At 47.9% G+C, this 12,853-nt stretch carries 13 protein-coding genes; 12 read left to right on the forward strand and 1 reads right to left on the reverse strand.

Translation table 11 applies throughout. From position 1 onward, the window contains the following. The first annotated feature begins 8 nt into the window (after positions 1–8). The 4 genes from pknB to spoVM all read left to right on the forward strand — a co-directional run bounded on the left by pknB (position 9) and on the right by spoVM (position 3,832). Positions 9–1,997 (forward strand): Stk1 family PASTA domain-containing Ser/Thr kinase, encoded by a 1,989-nt coding sequence (gene pknB, locus IEW48_RS02005; protein ID WP_188622374.1) that lies wholly within the window; start codon positions 9–11, stop codon positions 1,995–1,997. Positions 1,998–2,026: 29 nt separating this feature from the next. Further along, positions 2,027–2,914: a ribosome small subunit-dependent GTPase A gene (gene rsgA / locus IEW48_RS02010; protein WP_007505055.1), complete on the forward strand. Its 888-nt coding sequence runs from the start codon at positions 2,027–2,029 to the stop codon at positions 2,912–2,914. A 2-nt stretch (positions 2,915–2,916) separates the two neighbouring features. Next, on the forward strand, positions 2,917–3,564 hold the full coding sequence (rpe, locus tag IEW48_RS02015; protein WP_007505054.1) for a ribulose-phosphate 3-epimerase: 648 nt from the start codon (positions 2,917–2,919) through the stop codon (positions 3,562–3,564). Positions 3,565–3,754: 190 nt separating this feature from the next. Continuing rightward, a complete protein-coding gene (gene spoVM, locus IEW48_RS17580) occupies positions 3,755–3,832 on the forward strand; it encodes a stage V sporulation protein SpoVM (RefSeq protein ID WP_188622432.1) in 78 nt (25 codons plus the stop codon). Positions 3,833–3,885: 53 nt separating this feature from the next. Here the strand turns inward: spoVM and rpmB are convergent, their stop codons facing one another. Further along, entirely contained in the window at positions 3,886–4,074 is a 189-nt protein-coding gene (gene rpmB, locus IEW48_RS02025; RefSeq protein WP_007505052.1) for a 50S ribosomal protein L28, read from the reverse strand. Between the two features lie 220 nt (positions 4,075–4,294). Between rpmB and IEW48_RS02030 the strand changes: the two genes are divergently transcribed. The 8 genes from IEW48_RS02030 to IEW48_RS02065 all read left to right on the forward strand — a co-directional run bounded on the left by IEW48_RS02030 (position 4,295) and on the right by IEW48_RS02065 (position 12,807). Continuing rightward, positions 4,295–4,657, forward strand: a complete 363-nt coding sequence (locus tag IEW48_RS02030) for an Asp23/Gls24 family envelope stress response protein (RefSeq protein ID WP_188622375.1) — start codon at positions 4,295–4,297, stop codon at positions 4,655–4,657. A 33-nt stretch (positions 4,658–4,690) separates the two neighbouring features. Beyond that, positions 4,691–6,406: a DAK2 domain-containing protein gene (locus tag IEW48_RS02035; RefSeq protein WP_371874799.1), complete on the forward strand. Its 1,716-nt coding sequence runs from the start codon at positions 4,691–4,693 to the stop codon at positions 6,404–6,406. 25 nt (positions 6,407–6,431) lie between these two features. Next, positions 6,432–7,094 carry an L-serine ammonia-lyase, iron-sulfur-dependent subunit beta gene (sdaAB, locus tag IEW48_RS02040; protein WP_188622376.1) on the forward strand — a complete coding sequence of 221 codons (663 nt, stop codon included), beginning with the start codon at positions 6,432–6,434 and terminating at the stop codon, positions 7,092–7,094. Between the two features lie 76 nt (positions 7,095–7,170). After that, a complete protein-coding gene (gene sdaAA / locus IEW48_RS02045; protein ID WP_188622434.1) occupies positions 7,171–8,058 on the forward strand; it encodes an L-serine ammonia-lyase, iron-sulfur-dependent, subunit alpha in 888 nt (295 codons plus the stop codon). After that, complete coding sequence (gene recG, locus IEW48_RS02050; RefSeq protein WP_188622377.1) at positions 8,055–10,130, forward strand: ATP-dependent DNA helicase RecG; 2,076 nt, start codon at positions 8,055–8,057, stop codon at positions 10,128–10,130. The genes sdaAA and recG overlap by 4 nt, the downstream gene beginning before the upstream one ends. 105 nt (positions 10,131–10,235) lie before the next feature. Further along, on the forward strand, positions 10,236–10,823 hold the full coding sequence (gene fapR, locus IEW48_RS02055) for a transcription factor FapR (protein WP_188622378.1): 588 nt from the start codon (positions 10,236–10,238) through the stop codon (positions 10,821–10,823). Beyond that, positions 10,820–11,812: a phosphate acyltransferase PlsX gene (gene plsX / locus IEW48_RS02060; protein WP_188622379.1), complete on the forward strand. Its 993-nt coding sequence runs from the start codon at positions 10,820–10,822 to the stop codon at positions 11,810–11,812. The genes fapR and plsX overlap by 4 nt, the downstream gene beginning before the upstream one ends. Positions 11,813–11,814: 2 nt before the next feature. After that, on the forward strand, positions 11,815–12,807 hold the full coding sequence (locus tag IEW48_RS02065; protein WP_188622380.1) for a beta-ketoacyl-ACP synthase III: 993 nt from the start codon (positions 11,815–11,817) through the stop codon (positions 12,805–12,807). Positions 12,808–12,853 lie beyond the last annotated feature (46 nt).

Here is a 12,853-nt window from a genome sequence, read left to right on the forward strand (position 1 = left end):
GAAGGCAGGTGATCGGCAAAAAATTAGTTGGCCGCTATGAGCTCATGGAGCGGGTCGGCGGCGGAGGCATGGCCGTTGTGTATAAAGCCCGGGACCGGTTGCTAAACCGGATCGTAGCGGTTAAAATCTTGCGTGAACAATTTTCTGGTGATCATGATTTTGTTGATCGGTTCAGGAGAGAGGCTCAGGCAGCTGCCAGTCTGTCACATCCCAATATTGTTAACATTTACGATGTGGGAATTGATGAAGGTATCCATTTCATCGTGATGGAATATATTGACGGACCAACGCTGAAGGAATACATTGCCCAGAAGGGGCGCCTGCCGGTCGAAGAAGCTATCCATATCACCAGGCAGATTGCTGAAGCACTGGACCACGCCCATCAAAACAATATTATCCATCGCGATATTAAACCCCATAACATTTTAATCGGCCCGCACAAACATATTAAAGTGACTGATTTCGGCATTGCCAGGGCAGCAACTTCATCCACGATTACACATACCGGATCGGTGATTGGCTCCGTACACTATTTTTCACCGGAACAGGCCCGCGGAGGGGTGACCGGTCAAAAATCGGATCTCTATTCATTGGGGATTGTTTTGTATGAAATGGTCACGGGTGAGTTGCCTTTTTCGGGAGATTCACCTATCAGCGTAGCGCTTAAACACTTGCAGGAACCATTTACTGAGCCCCGCCAACTTAATCCTAATATTCCCCAAAGTGTGGAAAATATCATTTTGCGTTGCTTGGCCAAAAACCCCAGCCAGCGCTATGAATCCGCTGACGGGCTCATTCAAGACCTCAACACCTGTCTCAGCCCAGAACGGTTAAACGAACCAAAATGGACATCGGAGCAAATTGACGATGAAGATGAAGCGACCAAAGTTGTGCCAGCTATCAAAGACGATTTGTTTGAGACCAAGGTGATCGAAAAACCTGTGCAGGATACTGGAGCGGTACATAATAAAAAGCAAAACGGTGACGCAGAAGGAAGCACTCCAAAACAAAAGAAGAAACGGCGCATATGGTTGAAACTGGCCGTGATGACGTTGATTATTCTCCTGCTCAGCTTTGGCACCTATCAGGGAGTGAAAATGTATATCGCTTCCCAAGAGGTTGAGGTGCCGGATGTATATAACCTCCCCGTTGAGGAAGCGACTGAACAGCTCGAAGCGCTTAAACTGGTGGTGGATGCTTCCGCAGAACGCTATCATGATGAAGTGGAAGAAGGCCATGTGCTCCGACAAAACCCTGTACCAGGAACGGTCGTTAAAAAAGGTTCTACCGTCCGGCTAACGGTAAGCAAGGGCAAGCTCAAGATTGAAATGCCATCAGTCGTTCATTTAACTGAACAACAGGCCCGCAACGTGTTAAGAAACTTCACTGTCTATACGATGGAAGAATACCATGATGAGATTCCAGAGGGACATGTTATCTCCCAGGATCCTGAGGCAGGAGAATTGGTGGTGGAAGGCGAAACAGAGGTGCGTCTGGTGATCAGCAAAGGGAAACGGACTTTTAAAATGCCGAACTTAAAAGGTATGACGCTGGATGAAGCTAAAGCCGTTGCGGCAGAATATCAACTGGTCATAAATGAGGTTCGCCAAGGCTATTCCGCCGATTTTGCCGAGGGTCAAATCTATCAGCAATATCCCTATGACCCGGGGATGGAAGTGACAGATGGATCTAAAATTGATGTCTGGATCAGCCAAGGACCGGAAATCAGGCAAAAATCACGTCAGATTACCGTTGCCTTGGATGACGACGGGAACGATGACCATCCTGGCCGGGGCAAGGGAAAAAATAAGCAAAGGGTCAAAGTAGAAATCTTGGTCCGGGACCATCAGGGAGAACGCAAGGCATTTGCTGAACATATCAGCAAGACCAAAACGTATACGGTTGATGTTGTCGTGATCCCCCGGCAATCAGCCTTGATTCAGGTTTTTCTGGACGGTGAACTTCATCATGAGGAACAGGTAGGTTTTAATGATTAAGACCACAAATTTGAAATGGAGGTTCTTGTATGCTGCAAGGTCGCATCATCAAGGCGCTAGCGGGCTACTACTACGTGCTTGATCATAGCGGAAAAGTGTGGCAATGTCGTGCCAGAGGCGTCTTTAAGAAAAAAGGTCTGCAGCCTTTGGTAGGGGATGTGGTCCAATTTGAATCTGTTTCCGAGCGGGAAGGGTGGGTGACCCAACTTAAGGATAGAAAAAATCGGCTGGTACGTCCCCCCATTGCCAATGTAGACCAGGCCCTGCTTGTTTTTTCAGTCAAAGAACCTTCATTCAGTTCTTTTTTATTGGACCGGATGCTGGTCACTGTGGAAAAAGCTCGAATCAGGCCGTTGATCTGCTTTACCAAACTGGACTTGTGTCCGGATGACAAAAATATCCAGGCAGCCATCAACGTCTATCAACAGCTGGGCTATCAGATCTGCCAAACAAGCAGTGTCAGTGGAGAAGGGATTGATGATTTAATGAAACTCCTCCGGGGAAAAATAACTGTTTTAGCCGGACAGTCTGGTGTAGGCAAGTCTACTCTCCTTAATCTCTTGTGTCCCCAGGCTGAATTAGAAACAGGGGAAGTTTCGGATAAATTGGGACGAGGGCGCCATACTACCCGGCATGTTGAGCTTCTCCAGCTGCCTGGCGGGGGATTGGTGGCAGATACCCCTGGTTTTAGCCAACTGGATTTTAAGGACATAGAACCGGAGGAGTTGGCTGCTTGTTTTGTGGAATTTAGAGCTTACATGGAAGCATGTAAATTTCGAGGCTGTTTGCATCGTGATGAACCGGGATGTGCGGTCAAAAGTGCTGTGGCACAAGGGGAAATCGATTCTGGCCGCTATACTCATTATCTGCAATTTTTAGATGAAATTGGAGATCAACTATACAGAAAGAGGTATTGAGGATGGTTAAAGTTGCACCTTCGATCTTATCTGCCAATTTTGCGGTTCTTGGTCAAGAAATTAACGATGTGATTCAGGGTGGAGCAGACTGGATTCACATCGATGTCATGGATGGTCATTTTGTGCCCAATATTACCATGGGTCCGTTGGTGGTTGAGGCCATTCGCCCCTTGACTGACCTCCCCCTTGATGTTCATCTGATGATTGAAGAGCCTGAGAAGTATATCCAAGACTTTGTCAAAAGCGGGGCGGACCTGATTACTGTTCATCAAGAAGCATGCCGTCATCTTCACCGCACCGTTTATCAGATTAAGGAGGCGGGTGTTAAGGCGGGAGTCGCTATCAATCCAGCCACACCGGTGGAAATGGTGAGAGAAATCCTGGCTGATGTTGATCTGGTATTGCTTATGACGGTTAACCCTGGTTTTGGCGGCCAAACGTTTATTCCCACCGTCCTCACAAAGGTTAAAAGGTGCCGCCAATGGGCCGAGGAGCAGGGATTATCCCATCTGTACTTGGAAGTGGATGGGGGCGTCAATGAACATACTGCTTCGTTATGCCGTCAAGCGGGTGCCAATGTGCTGGTGGCCGGTTCTGCCATTTTCAGCGCAGCAGACCGTCGGGAAGCCATTAACAAAATACGTGGTTAATCATCTTATCAGCTTAAGAATATGTTCTATCTTTGGCAAGCATACATAAAAATAATGTTAAGAGAAAAAAACAACCTATGACCGCTTTAAAGGTTGCTTTTTCATTGAAGTAAGGGAAACTAATGCGGGCTGTCAACTAAGGGGGAGGGGATGAATATACTAGGGGTGAATAGAGTAAGGAGGGGGAATGATGAGGTTTTATACCATTAAATTACCTCGGTTTCTGGGAACGATTGTTCGTGTGGTGATTGACGTGTTTAAACGATAAAAAGCACCTGAACGGTGCTTTTTTTCATGAACGCACTAAAAATGAGAACGATATTAAGCGCGTTTAACTTTACCAGATTTTAAGGCTCTTGCGCTTACATAGACACGCTTAGGTTTACCATTGACTAAGATTCTAACTTTTTGAACATTAACGCCCCATTTGCGTCTCGTCTTATTTTCAGCATGGCTGCGTTTATTGCCGTAGCTGGGTTTTTTTCCGGTGATATAACACTTGCGTGCCACACTTTCTACCTCCTCATATTATCCTTAATCAATCAGCATTTTCATACTTGGATATCTTAGCATATTCAGTTGGATTTTTGCAACCACTTAAGGTGATTCCTGCGAAGAGTGGCATCTCTCTATGTGGGAAAGCTTTTAAAAGAAAGGAACATATAGTAAAATTGGAATAGCTGTTTGCTGTTCATACAGGCGCTTAATTGACGATAAGGAGGCAGTAATCATGACTGTGCAGATTTCCACACCGTTAGGCCAAATCGAAGTGGCCAAAGAAGTCATTGAAACCATTGCTGGGGGAGCAGCAATGGAGTGCTATGGCTTGGTTGGCATGGCTTCTCAAAAATATATTAGAGACGGATTGACCGAATTGTTGCGCCGTGAAAATTTGAAAAAAGGAGTCGTTGTCCGCGAAGACGAGAATGGCGTTCATATTGATATGTATGTGGTTGTTAGTTATGGAACCAAAATTTCAGAAGTGGCCCATAATGTGCAATCTAAAGTTAAATACACCTTGCAAGAAATGTTGGGCTTACAAGTGGATAGCGTCAATATTTATGTTCAAAGTGTACGTGTGACCAACAGTTAAGCATAAAGGCAGCATGAGTTAGGAGGATCATGAGTGAAACAGCACAAAATTAATGGACATTTATTTGCTGATATGATTCGCCAAGGAGCAAAAAATCTTGAAAAGCATGCCAAAAATGTGGATGCTTTAAATGTGTTTCCTGTACCTGACGGAGATACGGGAACCAATATGAGCCTGTCGTTGGCCTCTGGCGTGAACGAGATGAACAAAGTTTCATCAAACAGTGTGGCTCAGGTTGCCAAAGCCTTATCCAAAGGCTTGTTGATGGGAGCAAGAGGTAATTCAGGTGTCATTTTGTCCCAATTATTCAGAGGGTTCGCCAAGGGAGTGGAATCAAAGGAGCATCTGATTGCTCAGGATTTTGCAGCAGGACTTAAGCAAGGGGTTGAAACCGCATACAATGCAGTGATGAAACCTGTTGAGGGCACCATCTTGACTGTGGCCAAAGATGCGGCCAAGGTGGCTGAGGAAAAAGCGAAACAGACAGATAATCTTTTAGAGCTTATGGAAGCCGTTGTGGCTGAAGCCAAAGCTTCTCTCATGCGGACGCCTGATTTATTGCCTATTCTAAAGCAAGTGGGGGTCGTGGACTCCGGCGGTCAAGGTTTAGTGTATGTTTATGAAGGATTTTTAGCGGCGCTAAGAGGAGAAATGGTTACAGATGAAGCAGTTTCCACTGACGAGTCCGTGCCGAAGGCTTTCAGTGAGAACAAAGGAGTTCATGTCCAAAACGAAGTGGCCGAGATGATGGCCCAAGGCGTCTTGTCTGAAGACGATATTAAATATGGGTATTGTACCGAGTTTATGATCCGCCTGGATCAGAATCAGACCCGTTCCTTTCAGGAAAGTGAATTTCGTCGCCAGTTGCATACATACGGGGACTCCATCCTGGTGGTTTCTGACGATGAACTGGTTAAGGTACATATACACGCTGAAGAGCTGGGCAAAGTTTTGGGATATGCCCAATCTTTCGGTGAACTGACGAACATTAAGATTGAGAACATGCGCGAACAGTTCCGGGAAGTCAAAGAGCGTGGCAAAGGAGCTGGACAACCGTCTGTCCCTCATGTGGACCTCCCTTCTGCCACAGAAAAGAACTATGGCATTGTTGCTGTTGGAATGGGAGACGGCATTGCGGAGATTTTTAAGAGCCTCGGAGCAGATGAGGTGATCTATGGCGGGCAGACTATGAATCCCAGCACGCAAGCTTTTGTTGATGTCATGGAAAGCATCAGGGCCAAACAGGTGATTATATTGCCCAATAATAGCAATGTGATTTTAACCGCCCAGCAGGCTGCCCAATTGGTAGATAAACAGGTGGCAGTCATTCCCACCCAAAATGTCATGCAAGGCATTGCCGCCCTGTTAAGTTTCAACCCTTCGGTTTCTTTAGAAGAAAATGTGCAGGCCATGAGCAAAGCAACAGAGGGGGTTGTCACAGGTCAAGTCACCCATGCCACTCGCGACACTGAATTAGATGGCATCACCATTAAGAAGGGGCATTATATAGGCATTAAGGACGGTAAAATTGTGGTCACGGCGGAAAAGGCTGACGATGCGCTTCGTCAATTGATCGGGCGGATGATAAGTGCTGAGAGTGAAATTTTAACGCTCATTTATGGTGAGGATGTTGACAAGGCAGAGATAGAGGCCTTTCAGGCCTTCATGGAAGACAACTACCCTGATGTGGAAATAGAAGTTCATTCCGGTAAACAGCCTATGTATCCATACTTGGTGTCAGTGGAGTAAGGCAGGCTTCAAAGAGGGGATAAAGATGAAATATCGCTCAGTATTTGATATTATCGGTCCTATTATGATCGGGCCATCCAGTTCCCACACAGCTGGCGCGGCCCGCATCGGCAGAGTGGCCCGTCGCATCTTCGGCAGAAAACCTGACAGGGCAACCATTACGTTGTATGGTTCTTTTGCTAAAACGTATAAAGGTCATGGTACAGACATTGCCATAGTTGGAGGACTTTTGGATTTGGACACGTTTGATGAAGGAATTGTGCGTTCACTGGAGATGGCCAAAGAGCAAGGCATTCAGGTAACTATCCAGGCCAGCGAAGAGGACGTGGATCACCCCAATACGGCCAAAATTGAACTTAGCGGTGACCAGCACCACCTTGAGATTGTGGGCACTTCCATTGGCGGGGGATCGATTGAAATCATCTCCATAAATGGTTTTAACCTGCGATTGTCCGGTCATCATCCAGCTTTGCTTGTCCTCCACGAAGACAAATATGGGATGATTGCCCAGGTGGCCAACGTCTTGAGCAAGTTCAAGCTCAATATTGGTCATATGGAAGTGGCACGTAAAAGTAAAGGATCGGAAGCGTTGATGGTCATTGAGACCGATCAACCCATTGGTGAGCAGGTGCTGGCTGAAATAGGAGAGATCCCCTCCATTTTAACAGTAACAAAAGTAGAGCTCTGATGGTTTAATCGCTTATACCATAACCGGCAGGAGAACAACGGCTTAAGGCAAGCTGAAAGGAGGAGGAGCTATGGCCTTGTTTAAGACCGTGTCTGAGCTCGTTGAACGGGCAGAACGTGAAAACAAGAAAATCGCGGAAATCATGATTGAACAAGAGATACAGATGTCAGGGAAATCGAAAGAACAAATTATGGACAATATGGCCAAAGCCTACCGGGTCATGGAGAAAGCCGTGCAAAGGGGAACAACTGAAGACATCCAATCTCACAGCGGTTTGACGGGCGGTGATGCCAGGAAGCTGCAACGTTATATACAACAAGGACACGTCTTGTCCGGCACTCATGTGTTGGAGGCGGTAAGTAAGGCGATGGCGACCAATGAGGTTAATGCCGCCATGGGTACCATATGTGCCACTCCCACAGCCGGCGCAGCAGGGATCGTGCCTGGTTGTCTGTTTGCTGTAGCTGAAAAGCTGCAACCCTCCTTCGAGGAAAGGCTTCACTTTCTGTTTACAGCAGGTGCCATCGGGTATGTAATTGCCAACAACGCATTCATTGCCGGGGCTACGGGAGGCTGTCAAGCTGAAACAGGATCAGCAACAGCAATGGCTGCAGCAGCCATTGTGGAAATGGCAGGAGGCACTCCCACACAATCCGCCCATGCCCTTGCTATCGCCTTGCAAAACTTGTTAGGACTGGTCTGTGATCCAGTGGCTGGTCTGGTGGAAGTGCCTTGCGTGAAGCGCAATGCCATTGGAGCAGCTATTGCCATGGTGGCAGCTGACATGGCTCTGGCGGGGATTAAATTTATTATTCCCGCCGATGAAGTGATTGAGGCCATGTATCGAATTGGCAAAACGATGCCCCATACACTAAAAGAAACAGCTTTAGGCGGCTTAGCTGCCACCCCAACGGGGAAAGCGCTGGAAAGCAGAATTTTTGGTACGGAGTTGGTCAAAGCGTGAGCAAGCAAGACTGGGCAGTTTATCACGCCTTGAAGCAACCGGTCACAACGTTGAAAGGTGTGGGAGAGGCATTAGCAGAAGACCTCTCCCTTCTTGGCATTAAGACCATTGAAGACCTGTTGTTTCACTTCCCTTACCGCTATGATGACTGCCGTCCGAAAGACCTGGCTGAAGTGGGGCATGAAGAGACGGTTACGGTGGAGGGGACTGTTCACAGTGAACCGGTGCTGCGTTTTTATGGCCGCAATAAAGCGCGCTGTTCCTTCAAGGTGTTAGTCGGCCGTTATTTAATAACGGCGGTCATCTTTAACAGGCCTTATGTAAAACAACAGGTTAAGGTGGGGCGTTCCATCCGCCTGACCGGAAAGATTGACAAGCATCGTCTGCAATTGACCGTTCAATATTACCAGTGGAGTGACACTGCTTCTAACAAAGGGGAGGAGACCCTGCTTCCCGTTTACTCCGTGACAGGTAAGCTGAAAGTGGCCCAACTTCGAAAATGGATGAAAGCGGCCTTACGCGACTATGCCGCTTACATCCCTGAAATGATCCCCCAGTCTCTCCTTACGCGTTATAAGTTGCTTCCCCGCCCCGAGGCTTTGCGAAAAATCCACTTTCCCAAAGATTATCAGGAAGGGAAACAAGCCAAGCGTCGTTTTATTTACGAGGAATTTTTCCTGTTCCAATTAAAAATGCAAGCCCTCAGAAAACGTCACCGGGAACAGGTTGAAGGCATACCCCAGCATTATGACCAACAGAAGGTGAAAAACTTTATCCGTTCTCTTCCTTTTGAACTGACTGCTGCCCAACGGAAGGCATTAGATCAAATATTGCATGATTTAAAATCGCCTTTTGCCATGAACCGTCTGTTGCAGGGGGATGTGGGCTCAGGAAAAACAGTTGTAGCTGCGATCTCCTTGTACGCTTCCATTAGTGCAGGATATCAAGGTGCCTTTATGGTGCCGACTGAAATACTGGCTGAGCAACATTACCTGTCGCTCAAGCAGTTTTATCGAAATGAGAATATCCAGATCGCCCTCTTAACAGGGAGCTCAACACCGAAAGAACGGAGAGAGATCCTGGCCGGCCTTCAACTGGGCACGATCGATTTAGTTGTAGGCACCCATGCTTTGATTCAGAAAGATGTTTATTTCAAAAACCTGGGCCTCATCATCACGGATGAACAACACCGCTTCGGGGTAGAGCAGCGGCGTCAATTGAGGCGGAAAGGTGCAGCCCCTGATGTTTTGCTCATGACGGCTACTCCCATTCCCAGAACATTGGCCATCACTGCCTTTGGTGACCTGGATGTTACTGTTATTGATGAGTTGCCAGCCGGACGAAAAAAAGTAGAGACATACTGGGTCAAAGAGCATATGCTCGACCGGGTCTTCCGGTTTATGCAAAACGAAATTGATCAGGGACGCCAGGCCTACGTCGTCTGTCCCTTAATTGAAGAATCGGACAAGCTGGATGTTCAGAACGTGATTGACTTCCATGCCAAACTGTGTAAAGTTTTTCCCCAATACCGGATCGGTTTGTTGCACGGCCGGCTCAGTTCTGCTGAAAAAGAAAAAACCATGCGCCGCTTTGCCCAAGGAGAGCTTCAAATTTTAGTCACCACCACTGTCATTGAAGTGGGGGTCGATGTGCCCAATGCCACGCTGATGATCATTTACGATGCGGAGCGTTTTGGTTTGTCACAATTGCATCAACTGCGGGGAAGGGTTGGCAGGGGAAATCACCAGTCATACTGCATTCTCATTGCCGACCCTAAAACAGAGGCCGGCATTCAGCGCATGCACATCATGCGTTCCACCCATGATGGATTTGAAGTGGCCAAAAAGGATCTGGCTTTGCGGGGACCAGGTGATTTTTTTGGCACGAAACAAAGCGGCCTGCCTGATTTTAAGGTGGCGGACATGATCCGCGATTACAGGGCCTTGGAAGTGGCCAGAAAAGACGCCCAGGCTTTGATCCAAAACCCATCCTTTTGGACGGACGAACAATTTGGCCTGTTGCGCACCTATTTAGAAGAACAGCTTGGTACGGGGGAAAAGTTGTTGGATTAGATGGAGCAGATTGGAAAATTAAGGATTGCGATTTTAATTCCACTACTATATACTACTATTAGTACCAAGTGCTAAATGATGAACGGGTTGTGGTGGTGACAGGGAATGCCCAAACTAACCAAAAAAGAACGCCAAAATCAGCTTGTAGCGTTATTACATAAAAATCCATTCATGACGGATGAAGAATTAGCCCGGCACTTTCAAGTCAGCGTTCAAACCATTCGCTTAGACCGTTTGGAAAAATCAATCCCGGAGTTAAGGGAACGAATCAAATCTGTTGCTGAGCAAAACTATGATGAAGTACGTTCGCTCTTAATGGACGAGGTGATCGGCGAGATCATTGATTTGCACCTGGACAAGAGCGCGATCTCTATTTTGGATATCCGGGAAGAACATGTGTTTACCCGTAATCAAATTGCCCGGGGCCATCATCTGTTTGCCCAGGCCAATTCCCTGGCCGTTGCGGTGATCGATGATGAACTGGCTTTGACAGCTTCAGCCAAGATCCGCTTTCATCGGCCGGTCAAAGTAGGTGAGCGTGTTGTGGCCAAGGCCAAAGTGTTGGAAACGAAGGGTGACCGGACCAAGGTGCAGGTGGAATCCTTTTGTGGAGAAGAAATGGTCTTTTCGGGACAGTTTACGGTTTTCCGTTCCAATACGAACTCAGCAAGGGAGGTTAGCCTGGGGACATGAAGATTGCCATTGACATCATGGGGGGCGACCATGCACCGGATGAAATCATAAAAGGAGCGCTGCAAGCGCTGGATGAATTTAACGACATCGAACTGGTCCTGGTCGGTAAAGAACAAGAAATCACCCCGCGCCTGGGAGGGCGCAAGGACAGGATCCATCTGCTGCACACTGACGAGGTGATTGCCACTGATGAGGAACCGGTACGGGCGGTGCGGCGCAAGAAAAATTCCTCCCTGGTCACCTGTACCAGATTGGTTAAAGAACAAGCGGCAGCAGCCTGTATTTCGGCGGGAAACACCGGGGCTTATATGACTGCAGGGCTTTTAGTCACAGGGCGTATAAAAGGCATTGAGCGTCCTGCGTTGGCCACCATCATGCCCACTTCGGCAGGGAGGCCGGTTTTGGTGCTTGACGTGGGAGCTAACGTGGAAGCCAAGCCTGCTCACCTTGTGCAATATGCTCTGATGGGTCATATTTACGCCCGCCACATTTTGCACATCAAAGAACCCCGGATTGGGTTGTTAAATGTGGGGACCGAGGAGACAAAAGGAAACGAACTCGTTAAAGCGGCCTATCAGCAGCTGAAGGAACAACCCCTCAACTTTATCGGCAATATTGAAGCACGGGACATTCCTTCCGGCGCTGCTGACGTTGTGGTATGTGACGGGTTCACCGGCAATGTGGTGTTGAAGCTGGCTGAAGGTGTGGCCAACGCCATTTTTACGATGTTAAAGGATGTCATGACCTCAACGCTGTCACGGAAAATCGGTGCTTTCCTGCTTAAGCCGGGACTCATCGCCTTTAAAAAGCAAATGGATTATACCGATTACGGTGGAGCGCCGCTGTTGGGGTTGGACGGCATCTGTATCAAAGCCCACGGCTCTTCCGATGCCAACGCGATCAAGAACGCGATTCGGCAAGCCAGGGAGTGCGTTAAACAGGATGTGGCTGGATTGATTAGCAATGAATTAGGGAAAGTGAGTGATTAAAGTTGAGAGGATATGGAGTTGGCATTTTAGGAGTTGGCTCTTTTCTGCCGGAGAAGGTTTTAACAAACCAGGATTTAGAGAAAATGGTAGATACAAGTGATGAATGGATTCGTACCCGCACTGGCATCCGGGAACGCCGGATAGCCGATGAGAATATGGCGTCGTCCGATTTGGCCTACGAAGCAAGTGTCAAGGCATTGCAACATGCCGGCATTTCGGCAGACGAGCTGGATATGATTATTGTGGCCACTGTGACCCCAGACATGTTCTTTCCGTCGACAGCCTGTATTTTGCAACACAAACTGGGCGCCCGCAAGGTGGCGGCTGTAGATCTTTCGGCTGCATGCAGTGGATTTCTATACGCTGTCTCTACCGCAACCCAGTTTGTCCAAACAGGCATGTACCGCTATATTCTCGTTGTGGGAGTTGATTGTTTATCCAAAATTACGAACTGGAAGGACCGCAACACCTGTGTCCTGTTTGGGGACGGTGCTGGCGCGGTCGTCATTGGTCCCACTGAAGAGGGGCTTGGCTTCCTCTCCTTTGAACTGGGTGCAGATGGGAGTGGTGCTGATTTTCTCAATTTGCCTGCTGGCGGTTCCCGCCTCCCTGCTTCTACCCGGACGCTGGAAGAAGAAAAACACTTTATTCACATGAATGGGCAAGAGGTATTTAAGTTTGCCGTTCGTATTATGGAGCAGGTATCTGTGTCTGTGATTGAGAAAGCAGGACTCTCAACAGACGATGTCCAGTTTCTCGTTCCCCACCAGGCCAACTTGCGGATTATTGATGCGGCCCGCAAGAGGCTTGGTTTGGGAGAAAAGCAGGTGGTTGTGAATCTTGACCGTTATGGTAACATGTCTTCAGCCTCCATTCCTGTTGCCTTAGATGAGGCTGTGCACGACGGACGGATTAAGAAAGGAGATATTGTGGTCTTTGTTGGATTTGGCGGCGGATTAACCTGGGGTGCCAGCACCATGCGCTGGAATATCTAGCTGCTATCAAGAGAGTGGGAATATAGAGAGGAAAGGGGATACGATT

Source organism: Caldalkalibacillus thermarum (genome assembly GCF_014644735.1).
GTDB classification, from domain to species: Bacteria; Bacillota; Bacilli; order Caldalkalibacillales; family Caldalkalibacillaceae; genus Caldalkalibacillus; species Caldalkalibacillus thermarum.